General features: G+C 75.0%; 21 protein-coding genes. 16 read left to right on the top strand and 5 right to left on the bottom strand.

What is annotated here, in order from left to right; translation table 11 throughout:
- Nucleotides 1–14: 14 nt before the first annotated feature.
- Complete coding sequence (locus tag ABZ459_RS38675; RefSeq protein ID WP_357981485.1) at nucleotides 15–1,274, top strand: MFS transporter; 1,260 nt, start codon at nucleotides 15–17, stop codon at nucleotides 1,272–1,274.
- Between the two features lie 57 nt (nucleotides 1,275–1,331).
- Here the strand turns inward: ABZ459_RS38675 and ABZ459_RS38670 are convergent, their stop codons facing one another.
- Nucleotides 1,332–1,829 carry a MarR family transcriptional regulator gene (locus ABZ459_RS38670; protein ID WP_357981483.1) on the bottom strand — a complete coding sequence of 166 codons (498 nt, stop codon included), beginning with the start codon at nucleotides 1,827–1,829 and terminating at the stop codon, nucleotides 1,332–1,334.
- Between the two features lie 76 nt (nucleotides 1,830–1,905).
- Here ABZ459_RS38670 and ABZ459_RS38665 point away from each other — a divergent pair, with 76 nt between their 5' ends.
- Both ABZ459_RS38665 and ABZ459_RS38660 read left to right on the top strand, forming a co-directional pair.
- Nucleotides 1,906–2,817, top strand: coding sequence for an EamA family transporter (locus ABZ459_RS38665; RefSeq protein WP_357981480.1), 912 nt, complete (start codon nucleotides 1,906–1,908; stop codon nucleotides 2,815–2,817).
- 37 nt (nucleotides 2,818–2,854) lie between these two features.
- Nucleotides 2,855–3,718 (top strand): SMP-30/gluconolactonase/LRE family protein, encoded by an 864-nt coding sequence (locus ABZ459_RS38660; RefSeq protein ID WP_357981478.1) that lies wholly within the window; start codon nucleotides 2,855–2,857, stop codon nucleotides 3,716–3,718.
- A gap of 16 nt (nucleotides 3,719–3,734) precedes the next feature.
- On the opposite strand, the gene ABZ459_RS38655 is transcribed toward ABZ459_RS38660, so the two are convergent.
- Nucleotides 3,735–4,223, bottom strand: a complete 489-nt coding sequence (locus ABZ459_RS38655; RefSeq protein WP_357981475.1) for a DinB family protein — start codon at nucleotides 4,221–4,223, stop codon at nucleotides 3,735–3,737.
- 66 nt (nucleotides 4,224–4,289) lie between these two features.
- Here ABZ459_RS38655 and ABZ459_RS38650 point away from each other — a divergent pair, with 66 nt between their 5' ends.
- From ABZ459_RS38650 to egtE, 8 genes are all read left to right on the top strand, one after another.
- Nucleotides 4,290–4,688, top strand: coding sequence for a VOC family protein (locus tag ABZ459_RS38650; RefSeq protein ID WP_357981472.1), 399 nt, complete (start codon nucleotides 4,290–4,292; stop codon nucleotides 4,686–4,688).
- A gap of 229 nt (nucleotides 4,689–4,917) precedes the next feature.
- A complete protein-coding gene (locus ABZ459_RS38645; protein WP_357981470.1) occupies nucleotides 4,918–5,511 on the top strand; it encodes a sigma-70 family RNA polymerase sigma factor in 594 nt (197 codons plus the stop codon).
- 40 nt (nucleotides 5,512–5,551) lie between these two features.
- Nucleotides 5,552–5,797: a zf-HC2 domain-containing protein gene (locus ABZ459_RS38640; RefSeq protein ID WP_357981467.1), complete on the top strand. Its 246-nt coding sequence runs from the start codon at nucleotides 5,552–5,554 to the stop codon at nucleotides 5,795–5,797.
- 86 nt (nucleotides 5,798–5,883) lie between these two features.
- On the top strand, nucleotides 5,884–7,149 hold the full coding sequence (egtA, locus tag ABZ459_RS38635) for an ergothioneine biosynthesis glutamate--cysteine ligase EgtA (RefSeq protein ID WP_357981464.1): 1,266 nt from the start codon (nucleotides 5,884–5,886) through the stop codon (nucleotides 7,147–7,149).
- Complete coding sequence (gene egtB / locus ABZ459_RS38630) at nucleotides 7,146–8,441, top strand: ergothioneine biosynthesis protein EgtB (RefSeq protein ID WP_357981461.1); 1,296 nt, start codon at nucleotides 7,146–7,148, stop codon at nucleotides 8,439–8,441. Before egtA ends, egtB begins: the two co-directional genes overlap by 4 nt.
- Nucleotides 8,442–9,152, top strand: a complete 711-nt coding sequence (egtC, locus tag ABZ459_RS38625; RefSeq protein WP_357981458.1) for an ergothioneine biosynthesis protein EgtC — start codon at nucleotides 8,442–8,444, stop codon at nucleotides 9,150–9,152.
- A 19-nt stretch (nucleotides 9,153–9,171) separates the two neighbouring features.
- A complete protein-coding gene (gene egtD, locus ABZ459_RS38620; RefSeq protein ID WP_357981455.1) occupies nucleotides 9,172–10,152 on the top strand; it encodes an L-histidine N(alpha)-methyltransferase in 981 nt (326 codons plus the stop codon).
- Nucleotides 10,149–11,285, top strand: a complete 1,137-nt coding sequence (gene egtE / locus ABZ459_RS38615; protein WP_357981452.1) for an ergothioneine biosynthesis PLP-dependent enzyme EgtE — start codon at nucleotides 10,149–10,151, stop codon at nucleotides 11,283–11,285. Before egtD ends, egtE begins: the two co-directional genes overlap by 4 nt.
- A gap of 60 nt (nucleotides 11,286–11,345) precedes the next feature.
- Here egtE and ABZ459_RS38610 read toward each other — a convergent pair whose 3' ends face one another.
- The 3 genes from ABZ459_RS38610 to ABZ459_RS38600 are packed head-to-tail and all read right to left on the bottom strand — an operon-like array spanning nucleotide 11,346 to nucleotide 14,179.
- A complete protein-coding gene (locus ABZ459_RS38610; RefSeq protein WP_357981449.1) occupies nucleotides 11,346–12,593 on the bottom strand; it encodes a cytochrome P450 in 1,248 nt (415 codons plus the stop codon).
- A 16-nt stretch (nucleotides 12,594–12,609) separates the two neighbouring features.
- On the bottom strand, nucleotides 12,610–13,986 hold the full coding sequence (locus ABZ459_RS38605; protein ID WP_357981446.1) for an FAD-dependent oxidoreductase: 1,377 nt from the start codon (nucleotides 13,984–13,986) through the stop codon (nucleotides 12,610–12,612).
- Nucleotides 13,979–14,179 (bottom strand): ferredoxin, encoded by a 201-nt coding sequence (locus ABZ459_RS38600; RefSeq protein WP_352355003.1) that lies wholly within the window; start codon nucleotides 14,177–14,179, stop codon nucleotides 13,979–13,981. The genes ABZ459_RS38605 and ABZ459_RS38600 overlap by 8 nt, the downstream gene beginning before the upstream one ends.
- Before the next feature lie 131 nt (nucleotides 14,180–14,310).
- On the opposite strand from ABZ459_RS38600, the gene ABZ459_RS38595 reads away from it, so the two are divergent.
- From ABZ459_RS38595 to ABZ459_RS38575, 5 genes are all read left to right on the top strand, one after another.
- Nucleotides 14,311–14,883 carry a TetR/AcrR family transcriptional regulator gene (locus ABZ459_RS38595; RefSeq protein ID WP_357981746.1) on the top strand — a complete coding sequence of 191 codons (573 nt, stop codon included), beginning with the start codon at nucleotides 14,311–14,313 and terminating at the stop codon, nucleotides 14,881–14,883.
- The gene (locus tag ABZ459_RS38590; protein ID WP_357981443.1) at nucleotides 14,880–16,241 is read left to right on the top strand and encodes a DHA2 family efflux MFS transporter permease subunit; all 1,362 of its coding nucleotides are present in this window, start codon (nucleotides 14,880–14,882) and stop codon (nucleotides 16,239–16,241) included. The genes ABZ459_RS38595 and ABZ459_RS38590 overlap by 4 nt, the downstream gene beginning before the upstream one ends.
- The gene (locus ABZ459_RS38585) at nucleotides 16,238–16,744 is read left to right on the top strand and encodes an FBP domain-containing protein (RefSeq protein WP_357981440.1); all 507 of its coding nucleotides are present in this window, start codon (nucleotides 16,238–16,240) and stop codon (nucleotides 16,742–16,744) included. Before ABZ459_RS38590 ends, ABZ459_RS38585 begins: the two co-directional genes overlap by 4 nt.
- Nucleotides 16,745–16,877: 133 nt before the next feature.
- On the top strand, nucleotides 16,878–17,264 hold the full coding sequence (locus ABZ459_RS38580; RefSeq protein WP_357981437.1) for a hypothetical protein: 387 nt from the start codon (nucleotides 16,878–16,880) through the stop codon (nucleotides 17,262–17,264).
- Between the two features lie 71 nt (nucleotides 17,265–17,335).
- Entirely contained in the window at nucleotides 17,336–17,887 is a 552-nt protein-coding gene (locus ABZ459_RS38575; RefSeq protein ID WP_357981434.1) for a toxin-antitoxin system HicB family antitoxin, read from the top strand.

The following is a 17,887-nucleotide window of genomic DNA, read 5'->3' as shown; positions in this document are numbered from 1 at the left end:
GAAGGAGAATCGGGATGTTGAATGTCCCGAATAAGACGGAGTCCCGGGGCCTGGCCCCGACGCTGGTGCTGGCGCTCGGGACGTTCGCCGTGGGGACGGACGCGTTCGTGGTGGCCGGGTTCCTGCCGGACCTGGCCGCGTCGCTGCAGGTCACCGAGGCGGCGGCCGGGCAGTCGGTGACGGTGTTCGCCGTCGCGTACGCGGTGTCGTCACCCGTTCTGGCCACCGTCGCCGCGCGGGTCCCGCGGCGGGCCCTGCTGGTGACGGCGCTGGTCGTGCTCGGACTGGCCAACCTGGGGTCGGCGCTGGCGCCGTCGTTCCCCGTGCTGGTGGTCAGCCGGGTGCTGGCGGCGGCCGGGGCGGCGGCGTACACGCCGGGCGCGGGCGCGGTGGCGGCCGTCCTGGTGCGGCCCGAGCTGCGGGCGCGGGCGCTGGCCGTGGTGGTGGGCGGGCTGACGGTCGCGACGGCGCTCGGCGTGCCGCTCGGCGACCTGGCCGGCGAACGGCTCGGCTGGCGGTACGCGCTGGGGGCGGTGGCCGTGGCCTGCCTGGCGGTCGCCGCCGGGGTGTACTCGATCATGCCGGTGCTGCCGGGCGCGCCGCGGGTGCCGCTGCGCACCAGGCTGGACGTGCTGAGGCGGCCGGCGGTGAGGGCCATCCTGCCGCTCACCGTGCTCGGGATGGCCGGCAGCTACACGGTGTACGCCTACAGCGTGCCCGCCCTGCGCGCCGTCGGCGTGGAGGGGACGGCGGGCATGTTGTTCCTGTACGGGCTCGGCGCCGTCCTCGGCAACCTGGCCGCCGGGTACGCCACCGACCGGTGGGGCGCGCACCGGGTGCTGCCGGTCGCGTACCTGGTCATGGCCGTCAGCCTGGGCCTGCTCGCCTGGACGGCGGCGGCCGGCCCGGCGGATGGCACGGCGGACGGCCCGGTGGGCGGCCCGGTGGGCGGCCCGGTGGGCGGCCCGGTGGGCGGCCCGGTGGGCGGCACGGCGGTGCTGGTCGGCGTGCTGGTCCTGGCGTGGGGTGCGAGCAGCTGGTGCCAGACGCCGCCGCAGCAGCACCGGCTCATCGCCGCCGCGCCCGTGGAGGCGCCGCTGGTGGTCTCGCTCAACTCCTCGGCGATCTACGCGGGGATCGGCGCGGGCACGCTGCTCGGCGGGCTCACGCTGCCGTCGGGTGCGGCCCTCACGTACGCGACCGGCGCGGCGCTGGCGGCCGTCGCCCTGCTGTTCGCCCTGGCCACCCGATCGGCGGGCGGCGCCTCGGAATGACCGGCGCGACCCATGGCCGCCCGCCGGCTCGGTCCGCAGCCGGACAGGCGGCCCGCGTCAGGGGGTGTTGTCGCCGAGGGATTCGAGCAGGTCGCGCAGGGTGGCGGCCAGCTCGTCGCGCCGCTGCCCGGTGAGCGCCGACAACATCCGCTGCTCGGTCGCCAGGTGGTCCGGCAGCGCGCGGTCGATCAGCGCGAGCCCTTCGGCGGTGAGCGTCACGTGCACGCCGCGCCCGTCGGAGTCGCTGGGCGTACGCCGCACCAGCCCCCGCGACTCCAGCCGGTCGAGCCGCTGGGTGACCGCCCCGGAGGTGACCATGGAGGCGCGCATCAGGGCGGCGGGGGTCAAGCGGTGGGGCGGCTCGCTGCGCCGCAACGTGGCCAGCACGTCGAACGAGGCCCGGTCGAGCCCGTGCCTGGCGAACGTACGGCCCAGCTCGGCCTCGATCAGCCGGGACAGCCGCGACAGCCGCCCGATCACCGCCATGGGAGAGACGTCCAGGTCAGGGCGCTGCGCGTGCCACTGCCTGAGGATGTAGTCGACCTGGTCAGCCACCCTCGCAGCCTACAAGTCTCTTAGCGGTGAGGAAAATCACCTGGCCGGAACGTCGGCGTTCGGGTAATTTGTCTTAGTGCTAAGTAATCGAACGGGAACCGTTCTGCTGACCGCCCTCACCCCCGCCATCTGGGGGACCACCTATCTGATCACGACCGAACTGCTCCCGCCCGGCCGCCCCTTGCTGGCCGCGTTGATCCGCGCGCTGCCGGCCGGGCTGATCCTGATCGCGATCACCCGCCGGCTGCCCCAGGGGAACTGGTGGTGGCGTGCGCTGGTGCTCGGTGCGCTCAACATCGGGTTGTTCTTCGCGTTGTTGTTCGTGGGCGCGTACCGGCTGCCCGGAGGGGTGGCCGCCACCGTCGGGGCCATCCAGCCGCTGCTGGTCGCGTTGTTGTCGGCGGGGTTGCTGGGGGAGCGGCTGACCTGGCGCGTCGCGCTCGCCGCGGCGGCGGGCGTGGCCGGGGTGAGCCTGCTGGTGCTGCGCGCCGACGCCCGGCTCGACCTGCTGGGCGTGGCCGCCGCCCTGGGCGGCGCGGTGGTGATGGCGGTCGGGGTCGTGCTCAGCAAGCGCTGGAAGTCGCCCGCGCCGCTGCTGGCCACCACCGGATGGCAGCTGACGGCCGGCGGCCTGCTGCTCGCCCCGGTGACGTTCCTGGTCGAGGGGCCGCCGCCCGCCCACCTGACCGGCGAGAACCTCGCCGGGTACGCCTACCTCGCGATCATCGGCTCGGCCCTGGCCTACACCCTGTGGTTCCGGGGCATCCGCGAGCTGTCGGCCACCAAGGTCACCTTCCTCGGGCTGCTCAGCCCCGTGGTCGCCACCGCGCTCGGCTGGCTGGTGCTCGGCCAGCGGCTCACGCTCGCGCAGGTGGCCGGCGCCGTCATCGTGCTCGCCGCCCTCCTGGTGGCGCAGCTCCAGCCGGTACGGCACCGCGCCGCGCCGGAGCCGCTGGAGGCCCCCGTGCCCGCGGGCGGGAAACGATGATCGCGTCCGCCGCTAGGATCGGGCCGAGGAGGCCGGTATGAGCGTGCAGGCGTATCCCGTGACCGGGCCGGTGGCCGAGCACGGCGAGGGGCCCGTGTGGTCCGCCCGCTGGGGCGGGCTGCGGTGGGTGGACATGCTGGCCGGCGACGTGCTCGCCCTCGACGACTCCGGCGGCGTGCGGCGGCGGCACGTCGGCGCGGTCGCCGCGGCCCTGCGCCCGCGCGTGTCCGGCGGTTACGTGGTCGCCGGCGAACGCGAGCTGCTGCTGGCCGACTCCGACGACCTCGACGCGCCGCTGCGCCCGCTCGGCCAGGCGTGGAGCGACCCCGGCGTGCGCATGAACGACGGCGGCTGCGACCCCGAGGGCCGCTTCTACATCGGCAGCATGCCCTACGACGAGACCCCCGGAGCCGGCTCACTCTACGTGGCCGGACCGGACGGCGCGCTCAGCCCGGTGATCAGCGGCGTGACCGTCTCCAACGGCCTCGACTTCAGCCCCGACGGCAGCCTGGCCTACTACGCCGACACCGCCACCGGCCGGGTGGACGTCCTCGACCACGACCCGGCGGGCGGGCTCACCGGGCGCAGGCCGTTCGTGACGATCGACCCCGGTCGGGGCGCGCCCGACGGGCTGACGGTCGACGCCGAGGGCGGGGTGTGGGTGGCGCTCTGGCAGGGGTTCGCCGTGCACCGGTACACCCCCGACGGGCGGCTCGACGCCGTGGTGGGGCTGCCGGTCGGCAAGGTCACCGCGGTCACGTTCGGCGGCCCCGGCCTCGACCGGCTGTTCGTCACCACGTCGAGGCTCGGGGTGGACGCCCGGGAGCAGCCGGAGGCGGGGGCCCTGTTCGCGGCCGACCCCGGCGTGCGCGGACGTGCGGTGCTGCCCACCACCCTGTGACCGGAGCGCGGGGTGGTCAGCCGGGATGGTCGCCGGTGGCGCCGTCGATCAGCTCGCGCAGGATGTCCATGTGGCCCGCGTGGCGCACGGTGTCCTCGATCATGTGGATGAGCACCCAGCGCAGGGTCACCCGGCGGCCCGCCCACGAGGTGCCGGGCTCGTCGAGGGGGAGGTCGGAGATCACCTTGTCGGCGGCGGCGCGGGCCCGGCCGTAGAAGGCGACGATCTGCTCGGTGGTCTCCCGTTCGCCGATCGCGAAGTCGTCCTCGGGGGCGAACCACAGCGGCTCGCTCTCGCGGCCGAACGTCGAGCAGAACCAGCCGTACTCGACGGCGGCCAGGTGTTTGACGATGCCGAGCAGCGACGTGCCGGACGGTGTCATCGGCCGCCTGACCTGCTCCTCGCCCAGGCCCTGAAGCTTCCAGACGATGACGTCGCGGTGGCGGTCGAGGCTGGCGTGCAGGCTCTCCTTCTCACCGCCGGACGGCGGCACTCCTCTTCCCATGCCCGCGACCGTAACAGCCGGGACCGACACGTTGCCGTCGCCCGCCGGGGCCGCGATACTCCCTGCATGATCGGTCATATCGGCATCAACGTCCCCGACATGCGGGCGGCCAAGGAGTACTACGACGCCCTCCTGCCGTACCTCGGCTTCAAGGAGTTCTTCAGCAGCGAGGAGGAGATCGGCTACATGCCGGCGGACGACAAGCCGGGCACGTACCTGTTCCTCTACCCCTCGCAGGAGGCCGGGGACTACTCGCGGCACCGCACCGGGCTGCAACATCTGGCGTTCGCGCTGCGCAGCCGGTCCGCGGTGGCCGAGGCGCACGCGCGGGCGGTGGAGCTCGGCTCGGAGGTGCTGCACGAGCCCAGGGAGTTCCCCGAGTACCCGCCGCCCTACCACGCCGCGTTCTGGCTCGACCCGCACGGCGTCATGCTGGAGGCCGTCTGCCACTACGACCGCGACTGACCTGCGGCGATCCCGGTCCCGCACGGCTGGACGGCCTCCGCCGGGGAAGGTTCCCATCGGTGCCGCCGTACGACGTGCGGGCGCGGACCGGTGTGCGATCTTCAGGTGCGAGGGGGCGAGGGCTAGCCTGGAGCATGACGTCCCGCACGGGCCCGGCGGCAGGCCGGGCGTGGACGACGCGCGGCCCGATGTCATGATGTCCCCGACGCTCGACCGGGAGGAAACGATCGTGGGGCCTTTCGCGGGCGGTGGGCTGCCCCCGGACGACGTCGTCGTCGCGGCGCTGCGGGCCGGGGACGAGTCGATGTTCGCCGCGCTCCTCGACACCTGGTCGCGGGGGATGTTGCGGGCGGCCAGGTCCTACGTCTCCACCGACGACTCGGCCGAGGAGGTCGTGCAGGACACGTGGCTGGCGGTCATCGGCGCCATCGACGCGTTCGAGGGGCGCTCCTCGGTCAAGACGTGGGTCTACCGCATCCTGGTCAACACCGCCAAGAAGCGCGGCCTGCGCGAGAGCCGCACGCTGCCGTGGAGCGCGTTCGAGCCGCCCGCCGAGCCGGCCCAGAAGGAGCACGGCCCGACGCCGGAGGGCGCGGTGCTCGCCTCGGAGGCGCGCGGTCTCATCGGCGCGGCGCTGGCCGGGCTGCCGCCCCGGCAGCGGATCGTCATCACCCTGCGTGACCTGGAGGGATGCACGTCCGAGGAGGTTTGCGAGATCCTGGAGATCTCGGCCGCCAACCAACGGGTCCTCCTGCACCGGGCAAGAGCCACGGTCCGCGACCGGCTCGAAGGCTACTACCAGTCCGTGAAGCGGTCAGAATAGGTTAAACGGTTCAACGTGCAGAGGTGAGGCGGTCAACGTCGTGAAGCGGTTCACGTGCGACGAGCTGGTGGAACTCATCACCGCCTACCTTGACGGCGCTCTTGACCGGCCCGAACGCGAGGGGTTCGAGGCGCACGCGGCGGCCTGCGCCGACTGCGCACGGCAGCTCGACCAGTTCCGCGAGACCGTCCGGGCCCTGCGCGAGCTCCCGCCGGAGCGCAAGTTGTCCGACGGCACGCGCGACCGCCTGATGTCCGCCTTCAGGGCCCGCCGCCGTCACGGGTGACGGCCCAGGAGCCGCAAAAAGGGCAAATCTCGGCAGATCCCCAGATTTCCGTGTAACGCTGGCGGGTCTCGCGGGTCTGTAAGCACATGCGCCACGCGATGACCGGCCCGGCGGCCGGCGGGTCCGGCGCCTCGGGAGCGGCCGGCGAGCCGCTCCGGGGCGTGCCGGAGGTGGAGGAGTTCGCACGCCGGTGCTTCGCCCCCGCCCCGGGCGACCGGGTGGGGGCCGAGCTGGAGTTCCTGGTCTTCGACCGGGCGGACCCGGCGCGGCAGGTGCCGATGGACCGGGTCGAGCGGGTCGTCCCTGCGCTGGCCGGCGGGAGCCGGGTGACGTACGAGCCGGGCGGCCAGATCGAGCTGTCGGGCCCGGCCGGGCCGCCCGCCGAGGCCATCGGACGGCTGGCCGCCGACGTGGCCGCCGTACGCGCCGCGCTCGGGCGGGCCGGGCTGGTGCTGGGCGGTGTGGGGCTCGACCCGCTGCGCCCGGCCCGGCGGCAGCTCCGCCAGCCGCGCTACGACGCCATGGCCGAGTTCCTGGGCCGCCCGTACGGGCCGCTGATGATGTGCTCGACCGCGTCCGTCCAGGTGAACGTGGACCTGGGGGAGCGGCCGGCGGTCCGGTGGGAGCGCGCCAGGCTGCTCGGGCCCGTCCTGATCGCGGCCTTCAGCAACTCGCCGCTGAGCCGCGGACGCCCCTGCGGCTGGATGTCGGGCCGCCAGGCCGTCTGGGAGAACCTGGACCCGACCCGCACCGCGCCCGTCCCCGGCTCCGGCGACCCGGCGGCGGCCTGGGCGGCGTACCTGCTCGACGCCCGGCTCATGCTCGTCCGCGAGGACGAGCGCCGCTACCGCACCGTCGGCGACGGCTCGACCTTCCGCGACTGGCTCGACGGCGCGGGCGAGCGCCCGCCCACCCCCGACGACCTGGCCTACCACGCCACCACGCTGTTCCCGCCGGTCCGGCCGCGCGGCTGGCTGGAGATCCGCTACCTCGACGCCCAGCACCCCGACGACTGGCCGGTGTGCGTCGCCGTCACCCACGCCCTGATCACCGATGACCGCGCCGCCGACGCCGCCCTGTCGGCCGCCGAGCCCGTCGCGGGCCTGGCGGAGGTGGCCGCCAGGTGCGGCCTGACCGACCCGCGGCTCGCCCGCGCCGCCGAGGCGGCCTTCCGTGCCGCCGTCGAGGCGCTGCCCCGGCTCGGCGCGCCCGCCGATCTGGTCGACGGCGTGTCCGGCTTCGCCGCCCGGTACGTGAGCGCGGGCCGCTCCCCGGCGGCCGACCTGATGGACCTGATGACGGACCCGGTGCGGCGCCTGCCGGCCTGGCTGAGCGGAGAAGGACGGGCATGAACGACATCAAGGAACGCATCGCCGCCGAGCTGACCGCGGTGCGCGACCGTTCGCTGACCTACACCGAGGCCGAGGACGACCTCCTGCTGCGCCAGCACTCCCCGCTGATGTCGCCGCTGGTGTGGGACCTCGCGCACGTCGGCAACTACGAGGAGTTGTGGGTGCTGCGCGAGGCCGCCGGCATCACGCCGCTGCGCCCCGAGATCGACGACATCTACGACGCCTTCAAGCACCCCCGCAAGGACCGTCCCACCCTGCCGATCCTCGGCCCGGCCGAGGCCAGGAAGTACATCGGCGGCGTACGAGGCCGGGTGCTCGACGTGCTGGACGCGATCGACCTGGAGGCCGCCGCACCGCTGCACCGCGACGGGTTCGTGTTCGGCCTGGTCATCCAGCACGAGCACCAGCACGACGAGACGATGCTGGCCACCTGGCAGCTGTCCCGGCAGCCCGGCCTGGTCCGCGACGGCGACCTGCCGCCGGGCCGCGCCACCGGCCCCGACGAGGTGTACGTGCCCGCCGGCCCCTTCCAGATGGGCACCGGCACCCTGCCATGGGCCTACGACAACGAGCGCCCCGCCCACCGGGTCGACCTGCCCGCCTACTGGATCGACCGGCTGCCCGTCGGCAACGCCGCCTACGCCGCCTTCGTCGAGTCCGGCGGCTACGACGATCCGCGCTGGTGGCACCCGGACGGCTGGCGCTGGCGGCAGGAGAGCGGGGCCGGCGCGCCGCTGTTCTGGACCCGCGAGGGCGGCACCTGGTGGCGCACCCGCTTCGGCCGCGCCGAGCCCGTCCCGATGGACGAGCCGGTCCAGCACGTGAGCTGGTACGAGGCCGACGCCTACGCCCGCTGGGCGGGCCGGCGGCTGCCCACCGAGGCCGAGTGGGAGAAGGCGTGCGGCTGGGACCCGGAGGCCGGGCGGGCCCGCAAGTACCCGTGGGGCGACGAGGACCCCCGTCCCGACCTCGCCAACCTCGGTCACCGGGCGGCCCGGCCGGCCCCGCTGGGCGCCTACCCCGCCGGGGCGAGCGCGTACGGGGCCGAGCAGATGGTCGGCGACGTGTGGGAGTGGACCGGGTCGTGGTTCCAGCCCTATCCCGGGTTCCGCAGCTTCCCCTACAAGGAGTACAGCGAGGTCTTCTTCGGGCAGGAGTACCGGGTGCTGCGCGGCGGCTCGTGGGCGGCCGACCCGGCGGCGGTGCGGACGACGTTCCGCAACTGGGACTACCCGGTCCGGCGGCAGATCTTCACCGGCTTCCGCTGCGCCCGCGACGCCGAGCGGGCCTAGATGTGCCGGCACGCCGCCTGGCTCGGCGCCCCGCGCCCGCTGACCGCGCTGATCCACGAGCCGGTGCACGGCCTGCTCGCCCAGTCGTACGCGCCCCGGCGGCAGCGCCACGGCACGGTCAACGCCGACGGCTACGGCATGGCCTGGTACGACCCGGCCAGACCGGAGCCGGTGCGCTACCGCCGCGCCATCCCCATCTGGGCCGACGCCAACCTGCCCGCGCTCGCCGAGATCGCCCGTTCCGGCTGCCTGATCGCGGCCGTGCGGTGCGCCACGACCGGCATGCCGGTGGAGGAGAGCGCCACCGCGCCGTTCGCCGGAGGCGGCTGGTTGCTCAGCCACAACGGCCGGGTCGAGCGCGACGCGGTCATGGACCTGGCCGACGACCTGCCCGAGAGCCCCTGCGACTCGGCCTGGCTGGCCGCCGCCGTGTTCGCCCGCGGCAGCGCCGGTCTCGGCCTGGCCGCGGCGCTGGCCGACGTCGTCGTGCGCGCCGGGGAGAAGGACCCCGCCGCCCGCCTGAACCTGCTCGCCTGCGACGGCACGGCGCTCGCCGCGACCGTCTGGGGCGACACCCTGTTCTTCCGCGCCGACCAGGACGGCGTGTACGTGGCCAGCGAGCCGCTCGACGACCGGCCCGGCTGGCAGGCGGCGCCCGACCGCAGCCTGCTCACCGCCACGCCGGACGACGTACGCGTCCAGCCGTTGTGACCTTCCGAAGGAGGATCTCGTGCCCGTCACCCAGCCGACCGTCCATGTGACCAACCATCTTGACCCCGGCTACCTGCGCCAGGCGCTCGAACACGACGTCAGGACCGGGCTGACGGCCACGCCCAAGTGGCTGCCGCCCAAGTGGTTCTATGACGAGGCGGGCAGCGACCTGTTCTCGCGCATCACCCGGTTGCCCGAGTACTACCCGACCCGCCGCGAGCTGACGATCCTGCGCGCGCGGGCGGCCGGGATCGCCGCCGCCTCCGGCGCGGACACGCTGGTCGAGCTGGGCTCGGGCACGAGCGAGAAGACCGTGCTGCTGCTGGACGCGCTCACCGCCGCAGGCACGCTGCGCGCGTACACGCCGGTGGACGTGGACGCCGTCACCCTGGAGGCGGCGGCGCGCCGGCTGGGCGGGCGCTTCCCCGGGCTGGAGGTGCGGGCGGTGTGCGCCGACTTCGAGCGGCACCTGCGGCTGCTGCCGCGCTCGGGCAGGCGCATGGTGGCCTTCCTCGGCGGCACGATCGGCAACCTCGAACCGGCCGCCCGCGAGGTGTTCCTGAAGGAACTGCGCGCCACCCTGCGGCCCGGCGACACGTTCCTGCTCGGCGCCGACCTGGTGAAGGACACCGGGCGGCTGGTCGCGGCCTACGACGACGCCGCCGGGGTGACGGCCGCGTTCAACCGGAACGTCCTGCGCGTGGTCAACCGGGAGCTGGCGGCCGGGTTCGAGCCGGAGGCGTTCGAGCACGTCGCCCTGTACGACCAGCGCAACGAGTGGATCGAGATGCGCCTGCGGGCCACCCGGGACATGCGGGTGCGGGTCGGCGCGCTCGGCCTGACCGTCGACTTCGCCGCGGGCGAGGAGATGCGGACGGAGATCAGCGCCAAGTTCCGGCTGGAGCCGCTGGGGGAGGAGCTGGCCGCGGCCGGGTTCACCGTCCTGCGGTCGTGGACCGACCCCGACGGCGACTTCGGGCTGCTGCTGGCCGGGGCGTGATCGCCGGACGCTGGCGGGCCGCCCGCTCGGCCGCACCGTCCGGCCACCTGGACGCGGCCGGCTGCAACGTGCCCAGCGACCGGGCACTGGCCGCGACGGTCGAGCACCTGCGGCGCGAGCGCGAGCTCGGCGGGTACGCCGCCGTGCCGGGACTGATCGCGCCCAGGGCCGCGCTGGCCGCCCTGACCGGCGCGGCCGCGGCCGACGTCGCCTTCCTGGAGAGCGGCACGGCCGCGATGGCGGCGCTGCTCGGCGGCTGGCGCCTGCCACCGGGCGCCCGGGTCGGCTTCACCCGGTCGGAGTACGGCAGCACGCTCATGCTGCTGCGCCGCCTGGCCGCCGAGCGCGGCTGGACCCTCGCCGAGCTGCCCGCCGACGACGACGCCCGCCTCGACCTCGACGCCCTGTCCGCCGCCCTGCGCCGCGGCCTGGACCTGGTCACCCTGCCGCACCTGCCCTCCCACCGGGGCACCGCGCAGCCGGTCGGCGAGATCGGCCGCCTGTGCCGGGAGGCCGGCGTGCCCCTGGTCCTGGACGTGTGCCAGTCGCTCGGCCACCTCGACGTCACCGGCGCGCGGGCCACCGCCTACGTCGGCACCTCCCGCAAGTGGCTGGCCGGGCCGCGCGGCGTCGGCTTCCTGATCGTGCCCGGTCTCACCGAGGACATGGACGCGGCGGCCCCCGCGCTCGGCGGCCACGTCTGGCTGGAGGACCCGCCGCGCACCGGGCCGCTGCCCGGCGCCGCGCGCTACGAGAGCGCCGAGTCGGCGGTGGCGGCGCGGATCGGCCTCGGCGTCGCCGTCCTGGAGCACCACGAGCTGGGGCCGGACGCGGTCCGCGCCCACCTCGCCGAGCTGGGCGCGGCGGCCCGGCGCACGCTCGACGGCAGGGGCGGCTGGCGGGTGGTGGAGCCGTACGACGAGCCGACGGCCATCGTCACCCTGCGCCCGCCCGGCGGCGCGGACCCCACCAGGACGGCCGCGGCGGCGGCCGGGGCGGGCCTGCTGGTGGGCGTCGCGCCGGTCGCCCGCGCCCCGCTCGACCTGCGGGAGCCGGTGCTGCGCGTCTCGCCGCCCCCGGGCACCCGGCAGGAGACCCTGGACGCCCTGGCCCGCGTCCTCGACGGGCGCTAGAGCAGGCGGGCCTCAGAGCAGGCGGGCCTCAGAGCAGGCAGGCCTCAGAGCAGGCAGGGGTCAGAGCAGGCGGTCGAAGCCCACCAGCAGGTGCGCGGGCCCGCGCAGCGACGCGCTGTGCCGGTACGGCGGCGGGCCTGCGGCCAGTTCCGGCCCGACCAGCCTGCTCACCAGCGCGCCCAGCGCGACCCGCGCCTCGATCCGGGCCAGCGGCGCCCCCACGCAGTAGTGGACGCCCCCGCCGAACCCCAGATGCTGGTTGTCCCGCCGCGCCGGGTCGAAGCGGTCGGCGCCGGGGAAACGGGCCGGGTCCCGGCTGCCCGAGGCCAGCAGCAGCGCCACGTCCGCGCCCTGGGGGACGGTGACCCCGGCGATCTCGATGTCGGCCAGCGTCGTGCGGGTGCGGAACTGCACCGGCGGGTCGTAGCGCAGCACCTCCTCGACGGCCGGCACGATCAGCCCCGGGTCGGCGCGCAGCCGCGCCAGCGCCTCCGGGTTGCGCAGGAACGTCAGCATGCCGTTGGCGATCAGGTTGACGGTGGTCTCGTGACCGGCGATGAGCAGCAGGGCCATCGTCGCGATGATCTCCGGGGCGTCCATGCGCTCGGCCTCGCCGTCGGTGAGCAGCGCCGACAGCAGGTCGTCCGACGGGCGGGCGTGCCGCTCGCCGGCCAGCTCCACCAGGTACGCGCGCAGCTCCGGCGCGGCCGCCTCGGCCTGCCGCACCTCCTCCGCCGACAGCCCCTCGGGCGGGTCCAGCGTGCGGGCCAGCGCCGAGGCCCAGCCGTGGAAGCGCGGCTCGTCCTCCTTGGGCACGCCGAGCAGGTCGCAGATCACCGTGACCGGCAGCGGGTAGGCCAGGTCGTCTACCACGTCCATGGAGTCCTGGCCGGCGCGCCGGTCGAGCAGCTCGGCCACCAGCGACACCACGTGCTCCCCGAGCCGGTTGACGCGCTCAGGGGTGAAGTGCCGCATGACGATCCGCCGCAGCCGGTCGTGGTCGGGCGGGTCGAGGAAGATGAACGCCGGTTTCCGCGACTCCTGGCCGTCCTGGGCGTTCTGCCCGGCCATCAGCCTGCCGGAGGCGCCGAACGAGCCGGAGCCGCTTCTGCTCTTGCGCTCGTCGGAGCTGATCCGAGGGTCGTGCAGCAGCGAGACGATCTCGGCGTACGTGCTGACGGCGTACAGGTCGTCCCCCTGGCGGGAGACGGGCGTCTCGCGCAGCCGGGCGTACAGCGGGTACGGGTCAGGGCGGCTCGCCTCGTCCAGGACCTGCGCGAACAGGCTCTGCGTCACCTGGTGGGCCATGGTCGTCCTCCGGCTCTCATTCCAGCGGCGGCGCGGTCAGCGGCGAGCGGGGGTCGCGCTCGCGCGGCACCTCGCGCGCGGTCGGGCCCTGTCCGGTCACCGCGGCCGTCGGGCTGTGCGTGGACTGGCCGTCCACGGCCAGGCCGGCGGGCACCGGGAGCAGCGTGCGCGGCCCGTCGGCGGCCCGCAGGTCGGGCGGGAAGGGCGCGGCCGCCTCGATGAGCCCGGCGTAGGCGGGCAGCGAGCGCGGGGCGTCCACCGCGACCGCCGCCACGCACCGGCCCTGGCGGCCGAAACAGGCCACGAAACGGCGCTCGGCCACCGAGCCCTGCGTGACCACCACCTCGTCGGCGATCGTCGGCAGTCCGACGGACTTGATGCTGACGCCGAACTGGTAGGACCAGAACGCCGGCAGCCCCCGGTGCGGGCGCGGCCGGTCGGCGACCATGTTGTGCGCGGCGGTGGCCGCCTGGCGCACCGCGTTGTCCCAGTGCTCCACGGCCAGCAGCAGGCCGTCGTAGTGCGGGTGCGGCCAGCGCGCCACGTCGCCGGCCACGAACACGTCGGAGGTGACGATCGCGTCGGCGTCGAAGGCCCGGCAGGCGGCGTCGCACACCACCCCGCGCGCGTCGGCCGCCAGGCCCGACCCGGCCAGCCACTCGGTGTTGCGGACGGCCCCGAGCGCCACCACCGCGACCTCGACCGGCAGCACGTCGCCGTCGGACAGGTGCGCCGCGCGCAGCCGGCCTTCGGCGTCGCCCTCCAGCGCCATCACCGTGGTGTTCACCCGCAGGTCCACGCCGTGCTCGCGGTGCAGCCGGGCGGCCACGCTGCCGGCCGCCGCGCCCAGGGCCCCGGCCAGCGGGGCGGGGCCGCGTTCCGCGACCGTCACGGCCAGGCCCATCTCGCGGCACACGGAGGCGATCTCCGAGCCGGTGAACCCGCCGCCGATGACCAGCACCCGGCTCGGCCCGGCGGCGAGCGCGGCCCGCAGGCTCGCCGCGTCGTCGCGTCCGCGCAGGGTGAACACGCCGGTCAGGGCCGCCTCGGCGGGCTCGGGCCAGGGGCGCGCGCGGGTGCCGGTGGCGATCAGCACCCGGTCGAAGCCGATCTCGCGCCCGCCGGCCAGACGTACCTGCCGGGTGTGCAGGTCCAGGCCGGTGGCGGGCTCGCCGAGCAGCCGGCGCGCCCGCAGGTCCCGCGCCGTGACGAGCGCGGTGTCCGCGGGCGCGGCCCGTCCGGCCAGCACCTGCTTGGACAGCGGCGGCCGGTCGTAGGGCTCGTACGGCTCGTCGCCGATCAGGGTCAGCTCCCCGGTGAAGCCCTCGGCCCGCAGCGTCTCGGCGGCCCGCAGGCCGGCCAGCGAGGCGCCCACGATCACCGCGCTACGCATGGTCGTCCGGCGAGCAGGTGATCGCCTGCACCGGGCAGGCCGCGGCGGCCTCGCGCACCTGCTCGCGCAGCGCGTCGGCCGGGGCGTAGTCGTACTCGAGGGACTCGGCGCCGTGGAACCGGAAGACCGCCGGCGCCGCGAACACGCACTGGCCGTAGCTCAGGCAGCGGTTCAGATCGACGAGCACTCTCATGTCCGCCACGTTACGAACGGCTGCTCCAGCCACGGTCCAACCTGATCCCAAGTTTTCCTGATTTGCGAAACCTAGGACCCCTAGGATAAAACCTAGGAAGGTTAGGTTTCCTGCTGCGGAGGTGGATCATGATGGCTCGGGCCGGTCTGACGGCGGACCGCGTGACGGAGGCGGCCGGGGAGCTGGCCGACGAGGCCGGGTTCGACAACCTGACGGTCTCGGCCCTGGCGCGCCGCTTCGGCGTCGCGGACGCCAGCCTCTACTCCCACGTCAGGAACCTCCAGGACCTGCGCGTCCGGGTGGCGCTGCGCGCCGCCCGCATCCAGGCCGACGCCCTGACCGCGGCGGTGGCCGGCAAGGCGGGCAAGGACGCGCTGGCCGCCTTCGCCGCCGCCTACCGCGACTTCGCGCTCGCCCACCCGGGCCTGTACGAGGCCACCCAGCTCCGGCTCGACCCCGAGATCGTCGCCGGGTGCGCCGACGTCCAGCGCATCTTCACCACCACCAACGCGGTCGTGGCCGCGTACGGGCTGCCCGAGCCGGCCCACACCGACGCCATCCGGCTGCTGCGCAGCACCTTCCACGGCTTCACCAACCTGGAGGCCCGCGGCGGCTTCCAGGCGGCCCGCGACGTCCGCAGCTCGTGGGACTCGATCATCGACGCGCTCGACAGCGCACTGAGACATTGGCAGGTTTCCCCATGACCGGTACGACCGCGACCCGGCCCGGCCTCGACCGGCGGCTGCTGACGGTCGCCGGCGTGCTCACCCTGGGCGCGTTCACCGCGCTGCTCGACGGCACGATCGTCGGCGTCGCCACGCACACCCTGGCCCGCGCGTTCTCCACCGACCTGGCGGCCACCCAATGGGTGACGACCGCCTACCTGCTCGCCCTGGCCGCGGTCATCCCGGCGACCGGGTGGGCGGCCCAGCGGTTCGGCGCCGGCACGGCCTGGACCGCCTCGCTCGCCGTGTTCCTGACCGGCTCGATCCTGTGCGGGTCGGCCTGGTCGCTCGGCAGCCTCGTCGCCTTCCGCGTCGCGCAGGGGGCCGGGGCGGGCATGCTCTTCCCGCTCAGCCGGATCATCGTCGTCGAGCTGGCCGGGCGCGAGCGGCTCGGCCGGATGATGGCGCTGATGGCCGTGCCCGCCGTGCTCGCGCCCGTCCTCGGGCCGGTCGTCGGCGGCGTGCTGCTGGAGACGCTGTCGTGGCGGTGGGTGTTCCTGGTCAACGTCCCGTTCGTGGCGGCGGGCGTCGTCCTGTCGGCTCTGTACGTCCGCACCGCCCGGCCCGGCGGCCCGGCCGAACGCCTCGACGTGGCCGGCCTGCTCGGTGTGAGCGGCGGCCTGACCCTGCTGCTGCACGGGCTGAGCGGTGCCGGTGAGCCCGTGGCCGCGCTGACCGCGGCCGCCGGCGCGCTGCTGCTGGCCGTCTGCCTGTGGCGGGCCGCCCGCACCTCCGGGCCGCGGATCGTCGAGCCCGGCCTGTTCCGCGACCGGGCCTTCGCCGCCTCTGCCGCGCTGGCCTTCCTGGCCAACTTCTCCCTGTTCGCCGCCGTGTTCCTGGTGCCGCTGTTCGTCCAGACGGCCGAGGGGGCGGGCGCGCTCGGCGCCGGGCTGGTGCTCGCGCCGCAGGGGCTCGGCATGCTCGTCGCGGTGCTGGCCGCCGGCCGGCTGATCGACCTCCACGGCAACCCGCGCCGGATCGTCGTCACGGGCCTGGTCCTGCTGGCGGCCGGCACGCTGCCGTTCGCGCTGGCCGATCCCGGCGCGGGCACGGCGCTGCTGCCGGTGGCGCTGTTCGTCCGCGGGGTGGGGGCCGCGCTCGCGGTCTCGCCCACCATGATCACCCTCTACCACTCGCTGCCGCCGGCCAAGGTGCCCGCCGCGACCACCGCCAACGCCATCGGCCAGCAGGTCGGCGCGGCGGCCGGCACCGCCTGCGTGGCCGTGCTGCTCCAGCACGGCGGCTACCGTCCCGCCTTCTGGGTCGCGCTGGCCGCCGTCGCGCTCTGCCTCCTGCCCGCCCTGTTCCTCCCGTCCTCGAAAGCAGGCACGTCATGAACCCCGTCACCGAGAACGAGATCCGCTCGTCCTTCGTCAACTGCTCCAGGGGCGAGGCCCGCCGGCTCGCCGTCCCGCGCGGGCTGCCCGAGCTGCCCTGGCCCGACCTCGACTTCCTGGGCTGGCGCGATCCGGGGGCGCCCGAGCGGGCGTACCTGGTGGCCGAACGCGGCGGCGCGCCGGTCGGCGTCGCGCTGCGGCTCGGCCAGGAGGTGCGCAGGAGCTTCACCAAGAGCACGCTCTGCTCGGTCTGCGTGACCCCGCACGCCGGGACCGGCGTCGCGCTGTTCACCGCGCCCCGGGTCGGCGCGGCGGGGCGGCAGGGCAACACGGTGGGCGCCTACATGTGCGCCGACCTGGCCTGCTCCCTGTACGTCCGGGGGCGCAAGGAGACCGAGCTGGGCGTCCGGTTCGAGTCGCTGAGCGTGGCCGAACGCGTCGCCAGGACCACGGTCAACCTGGACGCCTTCCTCGACAAGATCCTCGACGACACCCTGGCGTGATCAGGGTCTGATCGTCTGGAGGGGGCGGCGTCCAGCTCGCGCCGCAGGGCGGGAAGGGCCTTCGGGAACCCGGCGCGGGACGCGCGCCCCGGACGGCCCGTGAACTGTCGGTCCTGCCTGGGACACTCCCCGGATGCTGATACTGGAACTGTTGCGGCCGACGTTGCGTGCCGCCTGGGGGCCCGACACCTGCGACACCGCCGCGCGGGAGGAGTGGCGGGCCGACAACCCGGCCAGGGGGCAGTGCGGGATCACCGCGCTGGTGGTCCAGGACCTGCTCGGAGGAGACCTGATCCTGGCCGAGGTGCACGCCGACGGCGTCAAGGTCGGCCACCACTACTGGAACGTGCTGCCCGGCGGCATTGAGATCGACTTCACCTCCGACCAGTTCCACCCCGGTGAGGTCATCGTGAATCCCCAGCTCCAGCAGCGTCCCCCGGACGCGCCGCGCCGGTGCCGCGAGGAGTACGAGCTGCTGCGCCACCGCGTCGTCACCGCGCTGTCCGGGCCGCCCGCCTGAGGCGTCATATGACGCCATGATGACGTCATTATGGATTGCGATGGCGTCACTTCACGTGTCATGATGGCGTCATGGACCTTGCCCCGTATGTCGATCAACTCCGGCGCGAGCTCATGCTCGCCGCCGGCACGGGCGGCGAGGAGGCCCGTGCGCTGGCCGAACGCTTCGCCGCCACTCTGGAGTCGGCCGCCCGGCTCGCCCTGCTGGAGGCCCTGTCGGCCGCCGCGGACGAGATCACCCAGGACCTCGCGCCCGGCTCGGTCGAGGTGCGCCTGCGCGGGCGCGACCCCGCCTTCGTCGTGACGTCACCGCCCGCCGCCCACTCGTTCCCGGAACCGGACGAACCGCCCGCGAGCGCCGGGCCGGGCGACCGGTCACCCGCGCCGCCGGCCCCGCCACCGGCCCCCGAGGCCGACGAGGGCGGCACGTCCCGGATCTCACTCCGAGTGCCCGAGGCGCTCAAGCCGCGCATCGAGGAGGCGGCCGCGCGCGACGGGCTGTCCGTCAATGCCTGGCTGGTCCGCGCCGTCTCCGCGGCGCTCGACCCCGGCGACGCCACCCGCCGGGCCACCCGGCGCCCGGCCCCGCAGACCGGCAACCGCTACAGCGGCTGGGTGCGCTGA

It is taken from the genome of Nonomuraea sp. NPDC005692, from assembly GCF_040631115.1.
GTDB lineage: Bacteria > Actinomycetota > Actinomycetes > Streptosporangiales > Streptosporangiaceae > Nonomuraea.
This window is presented reverse-complemented; position numbering and strand designations above follow the sequence as displayed.